The organism is Nonomuraea sp. NPDC050022 (assembly GCF_044460705.1).
GTDB lineage: Bacteria > Actinomycetota > Actinomycetes > Streptosporangiales > Streptosporangiaceae > Nonomuraea.
The window spans coordinates 867,581-886,791 of the sequence record NZ_JBITKE010000002.1 but is presented as its reverse complement, the minus strand read 5'-3'; the positions used below and the strand labels follow the sequence as shown (position 1 = coordinate 886,791).

Genomic DNA, 19,211 nt, shown 5'->3' with positions numbered 1-19,211 from the left:
TGTGGCAAAAAGCGGTCAGCAGCCTTGTTAGGCCGGTCGCGCGGGCGCACAGTCGAGGCACCGCCCACCGGAATGGAGCGCTATTTATGGACGGAACGGTCGCACCACAACGCCGCGCGAAAAACCTCGTACGACGTCTCTTATCCGCTGGCCTCGCCATGTTCGTCGTGGCCTTCCTCGTCGCGCCGCCCGCGCAGGCCCTGGCCCTGCCGACGCCGAATGCATTCGTGTCGAACCTCGACCTGGAATGCTTCAAGACCACCCCGTACCAACCACCGGCCACCACCCTGAAGCTGCGGCACCTCAACCCCGTGCTCGCCAATCAGCCGAACCTGCAAGTCACGCTCGGACAGCGTGAGCAACTGTGCGTTCCGGTGGCCAAGAACAACGTGATCCCGCCGCCGGGCGTCCTCGATTTCGTCAGGTTCGTCGACCTGTCGTGTTATCGGGTCACCGGCCCCTCGCTCAACCTGAGCCTGGCGCTGCGCCACCTCAACCCGGTGCTGGCGAACGTACCGGGCATCGGGGTCGTCCTGAACGTGCCCCAGCATCTGTGCGTGCCGGTCTCCAAGAACGGCGTGGTGCCCGCCCCGGACGTCGTGCGGCTCATCTCCCACATCGACCTGCTGTGCTACGCCCACACCCCGAACCCGCTCATGAACGTCGGCCTTACCCTCACCCAGCTCAACCCGGTGCTCACCAACCAGATCCCGACCTCGGACGCCCGGGTCGCCGCCGCCCGTCAGCTCTGCGTGCCGGTGCAGAAGTCCGGTGACGACATCCCGGCGGACATCATGAACATCGTGCGATGGGTCGACCTGGAGAAGTTCGACATCACCGCCTCGGCCATCTCGCCGGTGCCGCTGACCCTGAAACACCTCAACCCGGTGCTGGCGAACCTGCCGGCCGAGGACGCCAGGCTGACCGGCGCTCTGCAACTGGCCGTACCGGTCTCCAAGAACGGAATGATCCCGCCGAGCTGAACCATCGATGACGCCCGAGGAGAGCGACGACCGCGCGCCGTCACCCTCCTCGGGCCTCGGGGGAAACTCGGCTTTGTTCGTGCCGTTGACCAGGACTTGACGCCTTCCTTGCCTGGCAGGTGCGTCCCCGGATCTAGCCTTGAGCTGGAAGGGGCACGCCATGATCATCAATATCGTGCTCGGGCTGATCGTCCTGTTGGCGGTCTGGCTGGCCGTCAGTTCCATCAGGGTCGTCAACCAGGTGGAGCGCGGTGTGGTCTTCCGCTTCGGCAAGGCTCAGCGGGAGGTCCGCCCGCCAGGGATCACTTTCCTCATTCCGGTCGCGGATCGGATGAAGAAGGTGAACATACAGATTGTCACGATGCCGGTGCCCACACAGGAGGGCATCACCCGTGACAACGTCTCCGTCCAGGTCGACGCCGTCGCCTATTTCCGCGTCGTGGAGCCGCTGCGGGCGGCCATCGCGGTGCAGGACTATCTGTTCGCGATCGAGCAGGTGGCGCAGACCTCACTGCGCTCGATCATCGGCAAGAGCGACCTGGATGACCTGCTGTCCAATCGTGAGCAGCTGAACAAGGGCCTGGCGCTGATGATCGACAGCCCTGCGCTCGGCTGGGGCATCCACATCGACCGCGTGGAGATCAAGGATGTTCATCTGCCCGAGGGCATGAAGCGATCCATCGCCCGCCAGGCCGAGGCCGAGCGGGAGCGCAGGGCGCGGGTGATCACCGCGGACGGAGAGTTCCAGGCGGCGCGGAAGCTCTCCGACGCCGCGGCCATCATGACCGAGGCGCCCGGCGCGCTTCAGCTGCGGCTGCTGCAGACCGTGGTGGAGGTGGCGGCCGAGAAGACCTCCACGCTGGTCATGCCGCTACCCGTGGAGCTGCTGCGCTTCTTCGAGCGCTCCGCGAGAAGCGGGCCGGCCGTGGACGCCGCCAGTTCACCGGAGCGGCAGGCCGAGGAGCAGCAGGCCGTGACGGACTCCGCCACGCCCGAGCTGGCTCCACCAGAGCCCTCCTTCGACCATTCGACCGCGAAGAACGGGGCCTCGCGCGCCACATAGACATATACACATGCCAGCCCTGCTCCGGGAGATCAACAGCGGAATGTCGCAGGGCTGATCAAGAATGGCGCCATGAGATGGATCGGGATCGCGACGGGCCACGAGCTCACCGTCGAGGGGACGCGGCGGCCGGTGCTCGCCTGCCGGACGGCCGCGGGCCGCGTGCTGGCCAAGGTGCCGGCCAACGTCAGGAAGGATCCGATCGCGGTACGGCTCGCCGCCCTCCGCGACCGGCTCGGCGAGCACGTGCGGGCGGTGCACGACCAGATCGAGTCCTGGATGGTACGGTCGCTGCCCGTCCCGGCCGCGGTGTTCGCGGCCGTGTGGGACGACCCGGTGTGGCGCGAGACGCTCACCGACCTGGTCATCGCCCCGATCGTTGACGGCACGCCCGACCTCGCCCGCTGCGCGCTCCTGCGCGAGGGCGCGTGGACGGGCGCGAACGACTTCGCGATCCCGCACCCGCTGCTGCTCGGCGACGAGCTGCCCATCTGGCGGGGACGGTACCTCACGCAGGTCGTTGAGCAGGTACGCCGCGAGGTGTGGACGCGTCCCGCGAGCATGGACCGTACGTTCGGCGTGGTCGACACCTTCGGATACATGAGCGCCCACTACGAGAGCGGCGCCGCGTTCGAGCGCCGCGTGCACGAGCTGGGCGGGCGCATCAAGGGGGACAGGGCGCGCTTCACCGTGCACGCGCCCGAGCCGCTCGGCATCGAGATCGACCTGCACTGGAGCGGGCCGATGAGCCCGGCCTACATGGCGGAGCTGAGCTTCGCCGCGGGCGGCCGGGAGATCGGCGACATCGCCTGGTCCGAGGGCGTCCGCATTCTCATGGCTCTGTACGCCGACCGCACCGTGGAGGAGACGGAGCCGGTGATGGAGGCGGCCGAGGCGTACTCCCACTACTGCGACGCCCACCAAGGCGAGCCCGGCACCGTGGCGCCCTCCGGCATCGCCGCCCCGACCCGCGACGTGCTGCTGCGCGCCGGGGCGGTGCTGCCGGGCCCGCCCGCCGGCTCCGGCGAGGACACGTGCGTCGCCGTCCGCTACGAACACACCGTCCTGGACGAGCCGGTCGTCGAGCTCGTCCGGCGCGCGGCCGTCGACGGCGACAAGACCGAGAAGTCGCTGTACGACCTGGACCCGGTGGCGGAGACCGGCGTCGGCACCGTGCACGCGGGCCCGCTCGGCTTCCTCGCCTCCGCCCTGCACCGGTACCCGGCGCACCGCGCCCGCATCCTGGCCGGGCACACCGACCTGCGGGCCGCCCGCGGCCAGGCCGCCCGCAAGCCCGGCCTCGCGTGCACCGCGCTCACCCGTACCGGCGACGACCTGGAGACGCACGCGCCCGAGTTGCTGCCGCCGTTCTACGAGGAGTGCGCGCGGATCATGGCCGCCGCGGGCAGCACCCGCTTCGCCGCCGCCTTCTTCGAGAAGGCCCGCGCCGCCGAGGACGCGCACGCGCTGCCGGTCGACGAGGCCGCGCTCGTCGCGGCGCACCTCGCCGCAGGGCCGGACGCCGCCGGAACGCCCACGCTCAAGAAGCACGGCAAGCGGCTCGCCGCCCGCCATCTCGCCCCCGGCGCGTACCGCTGGCACCGCGGCCTGCTCACCGAGTGGTGCGAGGAAGTCCCGGACGGCGCGGACGGCGCGCTGGCCCTGGCCGACGGCTGGGCGGCCCTGGCGAAGGCAGCCGGGCACGCGCTCGGCGGGCCCGAGGACGAACGCGCCGTACGGGCCCTGCTGGAGAGCGGCTGCATGGAGGCGGCACCGCAGGCCCTCTGGAAGTTCGTCCTTCCGTTGCTCGGCCCGATGACACGGGCGGACGCGGGCATCGGCCGCGCGCTCCTCGGCGTCCTGCCGCTGCCCGCCGCGGACACCCCCAAGGCCAAGAGCGCGGCGGTGTCTCTCCTGCTCGGCAACCTCGCGGGCGTGGGCCTGACCGCCCCGTTCACCACGTCCCCCGGGCTGACGGGGGCGGCGGCGAAGGTCTGGCTCGGCCGCTTACTGAAGCTGTACGCGGGGCTCGCGCTCCCCGTCGCCGGTCTCGGCGACCTCCTGCACGACGCCGGTACGCGGCTGCGCGCGGAGGGCCTCACCTGCGACGGCCATGAGGCGGTGCTGGGAGTGGACGAGGACGAGGTCAACCGCTGGGAGGAGACCGCCGCCGACCTCCCGCTCCTCGATCTCCTCCTGGACCGCGGCGTCCCGCTCGCACGGCCCCGGTTGCTGCACACCTTCAAGCTGTACGACCGGCTCGCCTCCGGAGCGGGCACGGACCTGGCCGCCGTCGCCGCCGACCCGGACTGGGCTCCGCTGCTGCGCGACGCGATCGTGGGCAAGGTGACCAATCAGCTGAACGTCACCGAGCCCGCCGTCCCGAAGCAGACCGCCCCCGAGACCGTACGGGCCCTGACCACGACGCCGGGAACGGCGCGGATCGTCGCCGCCATCCTGGCCGAGCATGCCGAGCGGGTTCCCGATCAAGGGCTTCCGGACGCGCACGCCGCCCTGTGCGACGCCGAACGGTTCACCATCGCCGGAGTCCCCGGCCCCCTCCTGGACAGCGTCCGGACGATCGCGACCGGGACGGACCCGGCCCGAGCCCTCGCCGCCACGCTGAGCGGCGGCGTCCTCGACGAACTGGAGCTGCCCGCCTTCGTCCCCGGCCATGTCAACACCATCACCGACTACCTGGAAGAGAGTGGCACCGACCTGCTCCTGATCGAGTCCGGCCGGCTCTGGGAGCACCAGTTCCGCGCCTCCGTCGTCACGCCGGACGGGGTCGGCGCATCACACGGCTTCGGAACGTACGAGGACGTCTCCAGCCGGTCCCACGAACGGACCGAGGCGCGCGACCTCTACGACCGCTGCCTGATCGCCGTGAACGGCCGGGTGACCGTACTTGACCACGGCGGCCCGCACTGCCCGCACGGCAGCGCGCACCCCGCCGCCCCCCGCGTCGTACCGGCCGACGGCGAACAGGTCGCCTTCCCCGGCGGCGCCGAGGCCACCGTGTGGCGCGGCCAGGGCCGGATCATCGAGCTGCGGGACCCGGCCGGGCGGACCATCGGCCGCTACGTCCGCGGCTGGAGCAGGGTGCCCGAGCACGACGGCGCCGAGAACATCAGCACGGTCGCGCACCACCGCTACGCGTCCGGGACCCGCCTGGTCGCGCCGCCCGGCCGGTGGTCGGCGATGCGGCCGCGCAACCCCGAAGGATCCAGGGCGCTGCGCGCCGTCGACGACAAGCAGGCGCAGGCCCTGATCGACGTCGCGGACGCCGCCCTCGCCGCCGACCTCATGCGGGTGCTGGACCCCGAGAGCGGGTACCCGGAGAGGGACGCCGCCCGCGACGAGCTGGCGGGACGGCTCCGCCCGCTCCTGCCGGAGATCACCGACGAGTCGCTCTGGAAGGGCGTCACGTTCCTGGTGTGGACGGCCGTCGAATGCCGCGAGCGCGCGTTCGCCCTGCTGGAACGCCTGGCGCTGACCCCGCCGCCCCACCTGCGCCCGCCGCCCGCCGCCGCGGCACCCGCCGACCGGTCCGAGAAGTCCCCCGAGCCGGACGATCCGGGGCCTGAGTCCGCGTACGAGAGGATCGTCCACTTCACCCGTGCCGCCGTCGATGTGCCCTACGACAAGGACATCGCGATATTCGACTCCTCCGCCGTCAAGGGGGTCGAGAACACGCTGGGCCGCCTCGGCGCCGCCGTCCTGGAGGCCGCGTGGGGAGACGGCGGCGGGCGCGCGCGGCTTCTGGAACTGGCCGCCGTCCCCGAACTCCTGCGTACCGACGGCACCTGGCACGTCGCCCGGCTGCGCCCAGAGTACGAACTCGGGCAGATCCGCTCGGGCTACGGCCCCATCGCGGCCGCCGCCGTCGCCGACTACGAGAAGGTGGGGTGGGGGTACATGGTCACGGCGCTCCTCTACACCCCGGACGGCCCCGACCCGCTCCTGTTCACCCGCAACCGCGCCGTCGAGCTGCGGACCTGCCGCGGCTGGGGCGACCCGGACCGGCTGCGGCGGGCGCTCGACCTGATCGCCGAGAACGGCCCGCCGCCCGTGGACCGGGAGGCGACCGTACGGGCGTTCGCCGCGGCCACCGGCCTGTCACCGGCCCAGTGCCTGATCCTGCTGTCCACCTCGGCCCGCACGCTCTCCTGGCCGGACGGCTGGGCGCGGGGCCGCGTCGCCGCCTTCCGCGAGGGCGACGCCGCCCGCGAACTCGACCTGACCGAGATCGAACCGCACATCGCCGCGCTCTCCCTGGAAGCGCTCACCACCAACGACGAGGCCATCGAGGTCGTCGAGCTGCTCATGCCCGATGACCCCGCCGACCTCTGGCGTACGGGCCCCGACCTGGACCGGGCGGTCGCGTACTGGACGCAACGCCACCCGAGGCTCACCCCGCTCACCACCAAACAGTGGGTCATCCTCGCCTCCGGCGCCGAGGACGCCCTGGAGGCGCTGATCGCCCTGCTCGGCGAGCGTGCGTCCGTACCGCCGCTGGGTCACCTCGCCCGCGCCGCGAGGCTCCTGGCCGACCGCCTGCCCAAGGACCATCCCGCCCGTACGACCGCCGCCGCCCGCCTGCGTGACCTGCACGAACAGGTCACCGGCCCGGACACGACCCTGCCCATCGCCGCCGGGGTCACCTCGGTCACCGCCCTGGAACGAGCCGCCGGAGCGACCGCGGCCCACCTCCCGGAGAGCAGGCTCGCCATCGGCGAAGCCCTGACCCTGGAGCCCGCCGGAGACGGCTACCGCGTCCACCTCCGCCCGTCCCGCTGGTCCGACCTGGACGCGCTGGGCCCGGCCCTCCGCCGCGGCGGCGCCACCGATGCGGCCCTGGTCATGGAGGACCTGCGCTTCCTCCGTTCGTCCGAGCCACTGGAGGCCGCGGCCCGGCTGGAGTGACGTTCCCGGGGGGATCCCTCCCAAGGCCCCTGGCCACGACGGACCGTTTTCTTCGCTCCCCCGGGAGGGGGTACATCCCCAGAGTCCCCAGCCCCGATGGACCGTCACAGGGATCAAGGCGGTCATGTGACGAAGGGAGGCCGGATGGCGAGCGATCACGCCATCCGGCCGGCCTTCTCAGATCAGAGTGTGCTGTGGGTCAGGTCTTGTCAGCGCCGTTCTTGGGGTTGCCGAGGCGAACCCCCTGGCGGTAGATGAAGGCCCATCTCCTGCAGGCGGGCCGGACGAGGATGAAGTAGGCGTTGCAGGTCCAGTTCTTGAGCGTGCTGTAGAAGACGTCGTCCACCTGGGACTTGCGATACCTGTCGAGGTAGTACTTGTAGTGCTTGTAGGTGTTGCCGATCAGGCCGTACCCGTAGTCGTGCATGTCACAGGCGGGCCGGAAGTCGAAGCCCGTCGGCCGGTCGGGGGCGTTGGTGCAGTGGTCGAAGGTGATGCCGACGACATAGCGCTTGCTGGGGAGCTTCTTCCACAGCGGCTTGTGCCAGCCGTTGTGCGCGACCCAGGTCGAACAGCCGGCCCGCTGGTAGTACAGCCACTTCCAGGCGTCGTTGCAGTACGACGGGTACGCCTGGGGGTTGGAGGTGTCGCCGGGCAGGAAGTCGCCCGGGGACGGCTCGGTGGCGTTGGGGTCGTTGATGCCGGTCGCGCCTTGCATCGGGTCGCCGGGAGTCGGCAGGGCGGTGCCGGTGGCGGTCGCCGTGGGGGCGGCGGTGCCGTTGGCGAAGGCCAGTTGCCAGCTGCCGTCGGTGGGGGAGTCGATGGAGTTCAGGCGGCCGAGCTGGTCGTAGCCATAGGTGGCGGCGGGGGAGCTGCTCAGGCCAGGGTCGGCCACGGTGCGCAGCAGGCCGTTGGGGTCGTATCCGTATTGGGCCACGGTCTGCGGGGTGCCTGCGCCGGAGGTGAGGGTGATGTCCTTGAGGCGGCCCGCGAAGTCGCCGAAGGAGGCGGCGGTGGCCGTGGTCGTGGCGGCGTAGTGGATGGTGAGGGTTTCCTCGGGGGTCTCGCCACCGGCCGGTTCCTTGATGGTGCTGATGCGGCCCTGGGGGTCGTAGGTCACCGATGAGGTGCCGTACGCGGTGTTGCCGGTGCTGGTAGCGCGCCAGGTGTCGGTGCTCTGCAGGCCGTCGATCTTGCTCCAGGTGTAGGTGAGGCTGAGGTCGGCGTTGCTCTGGGTGAAGGTGTCGTCGCCGGCCTCCGTGGCGCCCTTGTCCATCGCGATGGTTTCGGTGATGGAGGTACGCATCGCTCCGGCGGCGGTGTCCCACCGGGTCGTTTCGGTGATCTTGGAGCCGTCGGTGGTCTCGTAGCGCTGGACGCCGCCACCGTCGGGGAAGGAGATGCTGCTCTTGAGGTCGTAGCGCGAGGTGGTGCCGCCGTCCAGTTCGGTGACGACGATGGCGCCGTTCTGGGTCTCCAGTTTCCGGTCGGCCATCCCGCCGAGGAACTCCGCCGTCCAGCCGGGCCCGAACACCGCCATCTCAGGGCGGGAGGCCAGGGCCGACTGCGGTCGGGCCAGGTCGCCGCCTCCGGTGGCCACGCCGTGCGAGCGGCCGATCGCCCCGGCCGCTACGTCGGTATCGCTGATCTTGAAGGTGTCGGTGTCGGTGAAGTACAGCCCCGGACCGACCTGCTGGACGTTGTCCGGGTCTGCCTCATTGGTGGCGCTGGTGGTGGTGACGGCAGACGCCGTGGGGGAGAGCAGGGGGAGTAGCACTGCCGCGACGGCGACGGTGAATGTTAATCGACGCAACCGGTCCTCCTCATTTAGCGAGCGAATTGATCCCCTGGACAGTAAATGATGGAAACTCGCTCAACAAGGGTCTGGACGGATGTTTAATTCGATGTTCAAATCACGTACGAAGCCGCGCCTTAAAGGCGATTTCTGAAAAGTTCCTGTGAGCCGACTGATATGTATCTATGCAGGTAGAGCTACCTGTGTGGCGGAAATGTAGTGACTATGTGGCACCTTAACGGATAATTCTGTTCGTGTAATGTAAAGACGTTTCATTGTGATCGTGGGGGACTGTTTCAACAATGTGCAGGCATGGTCCAGCGTGGCATTGAGGTCGCTCGCCGGGATCCGTGGGCGCGCCGGCGGCCGCAGGCGGGCGGCGGTGGTCGCCGTACCAAATCGCCTGATTTCCGCCATGGACGCAGTTCTTTCGACATGATCGGAACATGAACGCATCGCTGCGGGCCGCGCTCGTAGGGGCAGTGGTCGGACTGGCCCAGTTCGTCCTCCTCTGCTGGCGGGGAGACGACATAGGAATGCTCGACCTGCTGATGACGGTCGTCCTGTCCTCCGGCCTGGGGTTCTTCCTGTCCTGGTGGGGCGGTCTGCCGAGCTGGTGGGGGGTGGGCCTGGTGGGCCCGGCCGTCATCGTGACGTTCCTCCTCGCCGATCTCCCCCTCGTAGGCGCTACCGAGACCATGGACTCGGGTGACTGGCAGATGGGCCTGTCACTCGTGGCTCTGGGCGCGACCGCCTACCTGGCCGCGGGCGCTCTGGTCATGCCGGTGCACCGGGGACTCCGCGTCCTGACGGTCGCGGGCGTCGCGGTGGCGTACCTGGCCGTGTGGTCGGCACAGGACGTGCTCGCCGACGCGGCGCACGCCCACAGGTTGGCCCGCTCCGGAGTCCCGCTCGTCGCGCCCACGCTGCCGGATTACCAGCTCTGGTCCTTGAAGGGCGTGGATGGGCGGCTGGAGCTCAGGTACGCTCGCGATGACTTGATCGCGCGAGTTGACGTCGCCGTCGAGTCAGGGAGCACGGATAGCCCCAAAGGCGCCTGCGACTATGCCGCGCTGAACTTCTACCTCCCGGAGGAGGACAAGTGCCGGCAGGTGTCACCGGGGGCATGGCTCGCTTCCAGTGGCACCCAGAAGATCATCTTCGCGTGGTACGGCGACGACCTGGTGCGGATCGAGAGCCCGACGCTGAGCAAGAAAGAGCTGCTCGCCGCGCTGCGCTCGGTGCACCCCGTCGAGGCAGGAGAGCTGGCCAGGCTCCACGAGGACTGAACCTCATCCGCGCCGGCCCGGCCGGTGACCGCTCCTCAGCGTTCGACTTCGACGTGGTAGCGGCCGTCGTCGCCGCGGTGCGCGCCGTGGATGTCGGTGGCCAGGTCCGGGAAGGAGCGGTCGAAGTCCTCCAGGGCGTGCAGGTAGGCCATCAGCGGGCCGTCGGCGGGCCCGGTCGCCTCCCCGGGCATCAGCATGGGGATCCCCGGCGGCGTGACCACGACCGTGGCGGCCGAGATGCGGCCGGGCAGGTCGGCGAGCGGGACACGTTCGGTGCGTGAGCGGATCAGGGCCTGGTAGCTGTCGGCCGGGGTGCGGACGGGCTGGGGGAGGGTGGTGAAGATCTGGTCGAGGAGCGCGCCGAGCTCGAGGGCGCGGAGCTTGTCGTGTACGTCGGAGCAGAAGCGGCGCAGCGTGGTGGCCGGTGGCCCGAAGCCCGGCAGCACCTCGGCCAGGGGCAGGTCGTCGTCGTAGGCGCGTTTGAAGTCGGTGAGCGCGTCGATCAGCGTGCCCCACTTGCCCTTGGTGATGCCCATGGAGAACAGCACCAGCAGCGTGTGATCCCCCGTCTTCTCCACGGCGATGCCGCGCTCCCGCAGATAGGTGGCGACGATCCGAGCGGGAATGCCCCAGTCGAGGGTGCCTTCGGCGGCGTCGGCGCCGGGGCAGGTGATCGTCACCTTGATGGGGTCGAGCAGGCAGTAGCCGTCGGTCAGGCCCTGGAAGCCGTGCCAGGCGGCGCCGGGCTCCAGCGTCCAGCACGCCGGATCGGTGCTCAGGAGGCCGGGGTCGGCTTCGGCGAAGGAGACGGGCAGGCCGGTGTGGGGGTCGGTGACGTGTGTGGGCTGCCAGACGCCGAAGTACCAGTCCGGTCGCCGGCCGTCCTCGCGGATGCGGGCGGCCAGCCGGACCATGGCCTGGCGGAACCTGACCGCCTCGATGACGGCCTCGCCCGTCAGGTACGGCCCGGCCGGACCGTCCATCATCCCCGCCGCCACGTCCAGCGAGGCGATCATCGGGTAGAGCGGCGAGGTGGAGCAGTGCATCAGGTACGTCTCGTTGAGCCGCTCGTAGTCCACCGGGGCGCGATCGGCCGACCGGACGTGCAGCATCGCCGACTGCGACAGGGCCGCCAGGAGCTTGTGCGTGGACTGGGTGGCGAACACGGTGGGGCGCCGCGGCCCCGGCAGCGTCCGCTCGTCCACGGCCATGCCGTAGCGGCGGGCGTACAGGGGATTGAAGCGGGCGTAGGCGAACCACGCCTCGTCGAAGTGCACGCGGGGGACGCTCTCGCTCAGCAGTTCGGCGACGCGTACGGCGTCGTAGCAGAGCCCGTCGTACGTGGAGTTGGTGATCACGGCGTAGGCCGGGTCGGTCTGCGCGAGCGGGTGACCGACCAGGCGGGCACGCAGGGCGTCGGCCTGCAGTGCGGCGGGCGGGATGGGGCCGGCCAGGCCGAGGCCGTTGCGCTCGGGCACCAGGTAGACGGGGCGGGCGCCGCTGATGGTCAGCGCGTGCTGGAGGGATTTGTGGCAGTTGCGGTCAACCAGGGCGGTCTCGTCGCGGGCGATGGCATGGTGGCCGACGATGCGGTTGGCGGTGGCGTTGCCGTTCATCACGAAGAAGGTACGGTCGGCGCCGAAGACGCGGGCGGCGTTGCGTTCGGCCTCGCCGATCGGACCGGTGTGGTCCAGCGGTGAGCCGAGCTCGGGGACGGAGATGGACAGGTCGGTGCGCAGCAGGCGCTCGCCGTAGAAGTCGAAGAACGCCCGCCCGACCGGCGACTTCAGGAACGCGACGCCGCCGGCGTGCGCCGGGGTGTGCCAGGAGTACTGGTGGTGGTCCTGCAGCTTGCGCAGCGCGCGGAAGAACGGCGGCAGGATCCGCTCGGCGTACTCCTCGGCGGCGTGCGCGATGCGGCCGGCGATGAAGTCGGGGGTGTCCTCAAGCGGGAACACATAGCCCTGAATGACCTCGTACACCCACAGGGGGAGCTCCTGTTCGGCGGTCATGAGGAAGACCGGCAGGCCGCGGAAGCGCTGGGTGACCGCGCCCAGCACCTGGTCGGCGCCGGGCGCGTCCCAGTCGGCCAGCATCCCGGACAGCGAGGCGTCCGAGCCGATCACCGCCAGGGCGTCCTGCGTGCGATGCGTCCAGCGCACCTGGACGCCGAGGTCGTCCATCGCCGCGCCGACGCGGCGGATCTGCTCGGCGAGGGCGGTGTCGGCGTCGGGGCGCTCGGCGACTGCGGCGAGAACCGTACGTTCCATGCGAAACTCCATGGCCGGGGGGACTGTCGCTCCGCTCCTTACCCTGAGTCGTTGATCGTCACTCAGGGTGCCCGGCAGGCGAACCGCCTACGGCAGCGCGGAATCCGCGGTCCCGGCGGCGGGACTCCCCGCTGCCGAACGATCAAGCAGGTACCGGCGCAGGAAGGACAGCTCGGCGTCGACCGCCTGCTCGTGCGCGTCCATGAAGGGCGCGTAGTGGGAGCCGGGCAGGTGAACCACCTCCGCGCAGGGCGCGCGCCGTGCCGCGGCGAGGGCCTGTCCGGGAAGCGCTGTCTGATCCTGGTCGCACACCAGAACGAGCAGCGGGCACCGTACCCGGGAGGCGTCGCGGCCCGGCCGGTAGAAAGCCAGGCGGAGCGCGGAGCGGGCGGCGACCGCCTGCTGCCAGCCGGAGTATCTGCCGCCGGGGTTGAGCGCCCGGTCGCCATCGACGCTGTCCGGGGTGGTGAGCAGCGCGAGCGTTCCCGGCGCACCGGCCAGCGGCACCAGCAGCGGCGGGCGGCCGAGGAGCCCACCGACGGCATCGAGCAGGCCCCTGCCGGTGAAACGCAGCATCGCCAGCGGCTTCTGATGACGTGCGGCGTTGCGCGTGCCGTCGAGGCCGTCGACGTTCGGCGTCTGCGCGATCACCGCGGCGATCCGCGGGTCGCGCGCCGCCACCCGCATGACGTGACCGCCGCTGGTGGAGAAACCCCAGACGGCGAGCCTGGCGGGGTCGACTCCGGGCAGGGTCGCGGCGAAGGCGATCGCCGCCTGCCAGTCATCGAGCTGATCTTTGACGGGCAGCACCAGACGCGGTAGCCCCCCGCTCTCCCCGATGTGGCGATAGTCGAAGGCGAGTACGCCGAACCCGGCCTCGTGAAACCGCTGGGCGAACACGTCGGTGCCCGGCTCCTTCGTCACCGCGAACCCTCCGGCCATGATCACCAGGGCGCCGTTGGTCCCCGGGTAGTGCCAGGCGGCACATTCGGCGTCGCCGCTGACGAAACAGACCTTCTCCCGCTCCACAGGAATGGGCACCGCGACCTCCGAGCGATCTGAATCAACACCGATGGACGAAAGTGAACCACGTGGTTCGCAAATTGTCCACGGCTACTCGTCGACCGCCTCCTCGCGCTCCAGCATCCGGATCAAGGCATCGACCCCCGCGCCGAGTCGCTCGACATCGCCACTGATCAGCCGCTCCAGCAGGAACCCTCGAAGCGACGCGAGGATCATCTCGGCGACCGCCCGCTTGCGCCGGTCGGACCAGTGCTCAGGACAGAAGGACGTCAGTACGGGCAGGTACTGTGCCGACGCCTCCGAGCCGAGTTCCGCGTGGCGGTCGGGGTCGTACATCGCCAAGCCGATCGCCTGGTCGAGCACCCGCCGCAGGCCCGGTTCCTCTGCCATGAGGCTGGCCCATACGGCGCGTACCTGGGCCGACAGCGTCCGCGTGGAGGCCCCCACGGCGGTGGCGGCCAGCGCGTTGCCGATGCGCCTTTCGCGCAGCCGGCCGATCGCCTGCCTGAGCAGGTCCTCGGCCCCGTCGAAGTGGTAGAGAAGCACCTTGTGCGTGGTGCCGGCCGCCCGCGCGGCGCGCCGGAGCGAGAAGTCCACGAGCCCGTTGACCGCGAGGTCGTCGGTGACACGATCGAGCAGTTCGCGGCGCCTGGCCTCGCCGCGCGGGGACCCCGCCGATCGCCGGTAGCCCGCTCGTTCTGGTGAGCCGTCGTCGGCAGGGGCGGTCACGTCGGCAGCTTCCACGATCGCGTGTCGGGACGGTGGTCTTCCGGGATCATCGGACGATACTAGCCAGGCGCAAGCGGCCTGCCGGCAATGGTCTGGCGAAGGTCAGTCGATCCGCTGGCAGATGGTCACCGGCAGCTTCGGCGACCAGGTCCTGGTGGCCTCGTCATAGGCGCGGGCGTAGCCGTTGTTGCCCGGCGCGCACGGCGCCGCGATCGTCGTCTCCACATAAATGGCCCCGCCGGGAGTGATGGGGTGCGTCCGGGCGATCTCCCACTTGGAGAACGCCACCCGGCCGGTGTTGAACTTGACGACCAGGTAGACCCGGTGATCGACGGTGAAATTGCCGCCGGCGACCTTGAGATGGCCGTTGAAGGTGTAATTGAACAGGAAGGACTGACCCTGCCTGAGACCGGCGGTGGCGGATGTGGCGGACGTGGTCGACGCGTTCGCGGCGCCGGTGAAGGCCGGGGCGCCCAGGGCGAGCATGCCGGCGGTGGCGGCGACTCCGAACATGGTACGGATGGTGCGCTTCATCGGATCTCCTTGGTGACGGCGTGAACCGTATGCGTAACCATTGACGGGTACGCCGCCTGCAATGCGCTTTCAGTGCTCTGACGGCCGCTGGCGATTGCCCTATGTGCCATCCGGAAACCGCGATTCCGCGAATGACGGAAAGAAAAGCGATCACCAGGAGTCGCTTCTTTCGCGGAGGACGCACATGGACGATCCGTCGGTGGGGGAATGCACGCAACAGATCGTCGCCGGCCGTGCGGGCGAACTGCCGGCCTGGCTGCTCGACGGTATGTTCCGGCTGCGTCACGAGGTGTTCCACGAACGCCTTCGCTGGGACGTCCACACCCTCCACGGAAGGGAACGCGATTCCTTCGACGACTGCGATCCGGTTTATGTGATCAGCTACGCGCAACGCTGCCGGGAGATCACGGGGTGCTGTCGGCTGCTGCCCACCGAGGGCCCTTACATGCTCCGCGATGTCTTCCCTGAGGCGTTACGGGGTGACCCGGCTCCGCACGATCCGGCCATCTGGGAGCTCAGCCGTCTGGCCACGGCTCGGGCTTGGTCCCGTTCCGTAGTGGCGGGTTTCGGCCCTCGCGCCCGCGCGTTGCTCTGGGAGGCGTTCCGCTGGGTCGACCAGCGCGGTGACACGATCGTCGCGGTCTCCAGCGTGGCCGTGGAACGCAGCGTGCATGCCATGGGCGTTCCTACCCAGCGCCTCGGCGACGGCAAGGCGACGCGCTTCGGCAAGCTTCTCTGCTCGGCCTACACCACGTCGACCAGGGATTTCCTGGAGAACGCCCTCACCGCGCCGGAAGGGGAGCCGCACTGCCAGAACGGGCGGCGCTGAAGGCGCTCCAGCGGGTCCCATCTGCGAAAAGCTGTACAAAACGGACGCAAAGGAATAATCTCGACATGCCTCAGTCGGGGGCCCTGAGGCACCAAAGCGCACGGGCCAAGACGCCCCGGTCTCGCTGGAGGCCGGGGCGTCCCGGACGCGGAGATCGGCTACCTGGAGCTGGCCGGGCCCATGCGGATCATCACCAAATACCCCGAAGAACCGGTGGCTCCGATGCCCGAGCAGACCCGCGAGCGCGTCAACGAGCTGATCCACAGCCTGTCGGCCTCCGTCGCGGACCGGGCCGATGAGGCCGGGTGAGCCTGCCGCCCCAGGGCTGATCGTCCACGTGTTCGTGGCCGCCGCCGGACCGGAGGCGGCCGCGGGCGAGCGGCGGCTGCGCCAGGTGTGGGACGCGCTCGGCGACCGGTTACACATGCCGACCACGACCGTGGGCACGGTCGAGGTCCGGACGGCGCGGGGCCTGCCACTGCGCCAGGCGAGAAGCCCTTCATCGTGGCCGCCCTGGCACTGACGGCCTTCGGGGTGACCGCAGCAGGACCTCCTCCAGGCCATCGACCTGCACCGCCGCGCCGTGGCGGGCCTGACTGCTGCCGCTGCGTCGCCGCCGTCCGGAGTTTCCGATCTTCTGGGCGGCGTACGTGCACGTCGGCCCCTGAGCTACTGAACCGACCCAACCTTTCGCCCGCCCGACTGCGTCGCTAACGGCGAGAGGAGTCGTCTTGGACCACAATGACAGCTTCCGCGAGTTCATGGCCGCCCACCAGCAGTCGCTGATGCGGACGGCGTATCTGCTCACGGGGGATGCCCACCTCGCCGAGGACCTGCTGCAGAGCGTGCTGGTCAAGCTGCTCGGGCGCTGGCCCAAGCTGGCCAGCCCTCAGGCGTACGCCCGCAAGGCGCTGGTCAACCAGTACATCTCCTGGCGTCGTCGGCTTGTCTGGACGACTGAGCTGCCGAGCGCCGAGCCACCGGAGCGGCCCCACTCCAGCGAGGAGTCCACGATCGCCCGGCTCGCCATGCGGCAGGCGCTCGCGCGGCTGCCACCCAGGCAACGGGCGGTGATCGTCCTGCGCTACTACGAGGATCTCACCGAGCATGAGACCGCCAGGCTGCTGAACTGCTCGCTCGGCACCGTCAAGAGCCAATCCCACGACGCGCTGGCCCGGTTACGGGCGCTCGCGCCGGAGCTGGCACCGAAGTTCGCCGAGATGGAAGAGCTGAAGGGGGCACACCGATGACCTGGCTGCGAGACGCGCTGGACGACATGGCCGACGACGCGCCCCAGGTGGACCTGACCGAGCGGACGATCAGAACCCGCGAACGGCGACGGCGAAGGGCGACTCCGCTCGTGGCGGCCGCCGCGGTCATCGCCGCCGCGCTCGCCGCGACGGCCGCCGTACGACTGCTGCCGGCGGAGCCGCACGCGGCCACCGACCCCAAGGCGGTGTCCGACCTGCCGGCTCGCGGGGTGGGGCCGCTGAGCCACGCCTATATGACGTTCTGCCGGCCGGAGAGCGGCCAGGCGCCGTCCGGGTGCGTGAACGGCGGTTGGCGGGTGGTCACCCAGGATGGCAGGACATACCGGGTGGCGCAGGCCCTGCGCGGTACCCAGTCCGGGCTCGTGGACAGCCCCCTGGCAATCAGCCAGGACGGCAGTAAGATCGCCTACTACGACGTCGGGGCCCGCACCTTCGCGGTGCGCGACCTCGCCTCCGGATCTGTCCTGATGGCGCCTTGGGCGAGGGTGCCCAAGGCCCAGCTCGGCAGCATCGCCCATCTCCTGTTGTCGGACGATGGCCGCTTTCTGGCCTTCACCAAGAGGCCGCCGCTGAAGGACCCGGCCAGGCTGTTCGACATGCGCGAGGGCAGGGTCCAGCTATTTCCCAACGGCGGGAATCCCATCGGCCTGTCCCCGGACGGCGACACGATCACCCTGGCGGAGTACGCGGGCAAGACGCGGCTGCGGACTCTCACCCGCCTCTGGCAACCGGCCAAGGCGGTCAACGTGAAGACCGTCGACGTCACCGGGCACTACCTGGCCGGCGGGCTCGCTCCCGATGGGAAGACCGTCGCCGCGGTGGAGAGCGTAGGGGTCCCCGGCACCGGATGCTTCAGAAGCGGCGGGGATCTCGTGCAGCTGGACCGGGAAACCGGCAAGGTGGTTCGGAGAGTTCCCATTCGGGGCCTGTCCATGACCGGCAATTTCGTCTACCTGCGCAGCTGGACCGGCCCTCAGGAGATCACCGCCCTCGCCCGGCCCTTTGTGTGCAAGGACAGCGGCGATTACGACCCTGCCCCGACCCTCGACCCTCCGTACGTTCCCTTCACGGCCTACGCGGTGAACGTCAAGACAGGCCAGGCCAGGAAGCTCGCCACCTACACCGCCCAGGACTTCTTCGCCCTCGTGCTCCCCGGCAACCCCGGGACCCTGTGACGGGCCCGATATGTGACCCCGCCTCCCGGCCAGCCGGCCGGGAGGCGGGGTGTTTGTCTACTCCTGCCCCTCTTCCGGCAGACCGTTGTCGAACTGCTTCGGCTGTACCTGCTCGCGCGGCTTGCCCTGCTCCGCCTTCGCCAGGGCGGCGGCGTCGGGATAGTCGGTGACGAAGGCGTCCACCCCCAGGTCTATGTGCGCCCGGTACTCCGCCAGCGCGTCACCGTGGTCCGTCGGGGTCTGGCCGCGCCGCAACTGCAGGGGCAGGTACTGGTTCTCGCTGCGGAAGGTGTACACGCCGATCTTCAGCCCGGCCTTGTGCGCGTCGGACACCAGCGTGGTCGGGGTGCCCGAGCTGCCGTCCGGGTTGAGCGGGATCGCCGATGACTTGTCCGGTCCGATCCACTTCGCGTATTGGGCGATCTTCGCCAGCCCTTCGGGCTTCATCATGTCCGCGTAGGTCGTCGGGTCTCCGGCGGCGGTCAGGTCGTACGGCTGGCCGGTGGTGCCCAGGGCCTGCCACAGCGGCACGCGGAGCTCCTTCGCCACCCGCTTCAGGCTGGACGGCTCGAACGACTGGACCACCACCGGGCTGTTCGGCCGGTCGAGCCCGTTGCGCTTGACGGTCTCGATCAGCGGCTCCTCCAGTGGCAGCCCGATCGACCTGAAGTAGGTCGGGTGCTTGGTCTCGGGAAAGACCCCGACCTGCTTGCCGTACTGGCGCGAGAGCCGCTTGGCCAGGTCGAGCACCTCCTGGAAGGTGAGCACCTGGTAGTAGCCGTTGTAGACGGTGTTGCGCTGGCGGATCGCGGGCAGCCGCTCGACCGCGCGCAGCGTCTTCAGCTCGGCCAGGGTGAAGTCCTCGGTGAACCACCCGGTCACGTTGCGCCCGTCGACGACCTTGGTGGTCTTGCGCGCGGCGAACTCGGGGCGCAGCGACACGTCGGTGGTGCCGGAGATCTCGTTCTCATGCCTGACGACCAGCTTGTGGTCCTTGGTCGGCACCAGGTCGGGCTCGATCCAGTCGGCGCCCATGGCCACGGCCAGCTCATAGCCGCCCTGCGTGTGCTCGGGGCGGTGGCCCGCCGCGCCGCGGTGGCCGATGATGACGACCTGGGACCGGTCGGGTGCGGACTCGGCCGCGGCTGCCGCTGGAGCCGTGCCGGCTCCAGCTCCGGCTCCGGTTCCGGCGAGGATGGCGAGGGTGGTGGCTGCGATCTTCCGCACGTTGAAACTCCCTGCGGCATCTGTACCGGAGACTCTCACCGATGATCACCGCGAGGGATTATGGTAATGACCGAAATTTAGCTATGGGCCAATAACG

At 70.0% G+C, this 19,211-nt stretch carries 15 protein-coding genes; 9 read left to right on the top strand and 6 right to left on the bottom strand.

Features of this window, described 5'->3' with window-relative positions; genetic code table 11:
- Positions 1 to 86: 86 nt before the first annotated feature.
- From ACIBO2_RS10620 to ACIBO2_RS10610, 3 genes are all read left to right on the top strand, one after another.
- Complete coding sequence (locus tag ACIBO2_RS10620; RefSeq protein ID WP_358544202.1) at positions 87 to 983, top strand: hypothetical protein; 897 nt, start codon at positions 87 to 89, stop codon at positions 981 to 983.
- 160 nt (positions 984 to 1,143) lie between these two features.
- On the top strand, positions 1,144 to 2,046 hold the full coding sequence (locus tag ACIBO2_RS10615; protein WP_358544200.1) for an SPFH domain-containing protein: 903 nt from the start codon (positions 1,144 to 1,146) through the stop codon (positions 2,044 to 2,046).
- A 72-nt stretch (positions 2,047 to 2,118) separates the two neighbouring features.
- On the top strand, positions 2,119 to 6,972 hold the full coding sequence (locus ACIBO2_RS10610) for a DUF4132 domain-containing protein (RefSeq protein WP_397296447.1): 4,854 nt from the start codon (positions 2,119 to 2,121) through the stop codon (positions 6,970 to 6,972).
- Between the two features lie 199 nt (positions 6,973 to 7,171).
- On the opposite strand, the gene ACIBO2_RS10605 is transcribed toward ACIBO2_RS10610, so the two are convergent.
- Positions 7,172 to 8,785, bottom strand: coding sequence for a phospholipase A2 (locus ACIBO2_RS10605; protein ID WP_397296445.1), 1,614 nt, complete (start codon positions 8,783 to 8,785; stop codon positions 7,172 to 7,174).
- Between the two features lie 428 nt (positions 8,786 to 9,213).
- Here ACIBO2_RS10605 and ACIBO2_RS10600 point away from each other — a divergent pair, with 428 nt between their 5' ends.
- Positions 9,214 to 10,056 (top strand): hypothetical protein, encoded by an 843-nt coding sequence (locus ACIBO2_RS10600; protein WP_397296443.1) that lies wholly within the window; start codon positions 9,214 to 9,216, stop codon positions 10,054 to 10,056.
- Between the two features lie 35 nt (positions 10,057 to 10,091).
- Here ACIBO2_RS10600 and ACIBO2_RS10595 read toward each other — a convergent pair whose 3' ends face one another.
- The 4 genes from ACIBO2_RS10595 to ACIBO2_RS10580 all read right to left on the bottom strand — a co-directional run bounded on the left by ACIBO2_RS10595 (position 10,092) and on the right by ACIBO2_RS10580 (position 14,612).
- Positions 10,092 to 12,326 (bottom strand): Orn/Lys/Arg decarboxylase N-terminal domain-containing protein, encoded by a 2,235-nt coding sequence (locus ACIBO2_RS10595; RefSeq protein ID WP_358544188.1) that lies wholly within the window; start codon positions 12,324 to 12,326, stop codon positions 10,092 to 10,094.
- 87 nt (positions 12,327 to 12,413) lie between these two features.
- Positions 12,414 to 13,367 (bottom strand): alpha/beta hydrolase, encoded by a 954-nt coding sequence (locus tag ACIBO2_RS10590; RefSeq protein ID WP_397296441.1) that lies wholly within the window; start codon positions 13,365 to 13,367, stop codon positions 12,414 to 12,416.
- Positions 13,368 to 13,439: 72 nt separating this feature from the next.
- A complete protein-coding gene (locus ACIBO2_RS10585; RefSeq protein ID WP_397296437.1) occupies positions 13,440 to 14,078 on the bottom strand; it encodes a hypothetical protein in 639 nt (212 codons plus the stop codon).
- Positions 14,079 to 14,180: 102 nt separating this feature from the next.
- Complete coding sequence (locus ACIBO2_RS10580; protein ID WP_397296435.1) at positions 14,181 to 14,612, bottom strand: hypothetical protein; 432 nt, start codon at positions 14,610 to 14,612, stop codon at positions 14,181 to 14,183.
- 184 nt (positions 14,613 to 14,796) lie between these two features.
- Between ACIBO2_RS10580 and ACIBO2_RS10575 the strand changes: the two genes are divergently transcribed.
- The 5 genes from ACIBO2_RS10575 (at position 14,797) to ACIBO2_RS10555 (ending at position 17,887) form a co-directional block, all read left to right on the top strand.
- On the top strand, positions 14,797 to 15,441 hold the full coding sequence (locus ACIBO2_RS10575) for an acyl-homoserine-lactone synthase (RefSeq protein ID WP_397296433.1): 645 nt from the start codon (positions 14,797 to 14,799) through the stop codon (positions 15,439 to 15,441).
- Between the two features lie 153 nt (positions 15,442 to 15,594).
- A complete protein-coding gene (locus tag ACIBO2_RS10570; protein ID WP_358544473.1) occupies positions 15,595 to 15,750 on the top strand; it encodes a CATRA system-associated protein in 156 nt (51 codons plus the stop codon).
- Positions 15,737 to 15,964, top strand: a complete 228-nt coding sequence (locus ACIBO2_RS10565) for a CATRA conflict system CASPASE/TPR repeat-associated protein (protein WP_397296431.1) — start codon at positions 15,737 to 15,739, stop codon at positions 15,962 to 15,964. Before ACIBO2_RS10570 ends, ACIBO2_RS10565 begins: the two co-directional genes overlap by 14 nt.
- A 208-nt stretch (positions 15,965 to 16,172) precedes the next feature.
- Positions 16,173 to 16,691, top strand: coding sequence for a SigE family RNA polymerase sigma factor (locus ACIBO2_RS10560; protein ID WP_358544171.1), 519 nt, complete (start codon positions 16,173 to 16,175; stop codon positions 16,689 to 16,691).
- A complete protein-coding gene (locus tag ACIBO2_RS10555; RefSeq protein WP_397296429.1) occupies positions 16,688 to 17,887 on the top strand; it encodes a hypothetical protein in 1,200 nt (399 codons plus the stop codon). Before ACIBO2_RS10560 ends, ACIBO2_RS10555 begins: the two co-directional genes overlap by 4 nt.
- 57 nt (positions 17,888 to 17,944) lie before the next feature.
- Here the strand turns inward: ACIBO2_RS10555 and ACIBO2_RS10550 are convergent, their stop codons facing one another.
- Positions 17,945 to 19,114, bottom strand: coding sequence for a glycerophosphodiester phosphodiesterase (locus tag ACIBO2_RS10550; protein WP_397296427.1), 1,170 nt, complete (start codon positions 19,112 to 19,114; stop codon positions 17,945 to 17,947).
- Positions 19,115 to 19,211 lie beyond the last annotated feature (97 nt).

Coding starts and splice junctions, on each gene's coding strand:
- ACIBO2_RS10565 (WP_397296431.1), top strand. CDS start 15,737: ATGAGGCCGGGTGAGCCTGCCGCCCCAGGGCTGATCGTCCACGTGTTC.
- ACIBO2_RS10600 (WP_397296443.1), top strand. CDS start 9,214: ATGAACGCATCGCTGCGGGCCGCGCTCGTAGGGGCAGTGGTCGGACTG.
- ACIBO2_RS10615 (WP_358544200.1), top strand. CDS start 1,144: ATGATCATCAATATCGTGCTCGGGCTGATCGTCCTGTTGGCGGTCTGG.
- ACIBO2_RS10575 (WP_397296433.1), top strand. CDS start 14,797: ATGGACGATCCGTCGGTGGGGGAATGCACGCAACAGATCGTCGCCGGC.
- ACIBO2_RS10620 (WP_358544202.1), top strand. CDS start 87: ATGGACGGAACGGTCGCACCACAACGCCGCGCGAAAAACCTCGTACGA.
- ACIBO2_RS10580 (WP_397296435.1), bottom strand. CDS start 14,612: ATGAAGCGCACCATCCGTACCATGTTCGGAGTCGCCGCCACCGCCGGC.
- ACIBO2_RS10555 (WP_397296429.1), top strand. CDS start 16,688: ATGACCTGGCTGCGAGACGCGCTGGACGACATGGCCGACGACGCGCCC.
- ACIBO2_RS10595 (WP_358544188.1), bottom strand. CDS start 12,326: ATGGAACGTACGGTTCTCGCCGCAGTCGCCGAGCGCCCCGACGCCGAC.
- ACIBO2_RS10610 (WP_397296447.1), top strand. CDS start 2,119: ATGAGATGGATCGGGATCGCGACGGGCCACGAGCTCACCGTCGAGGGG.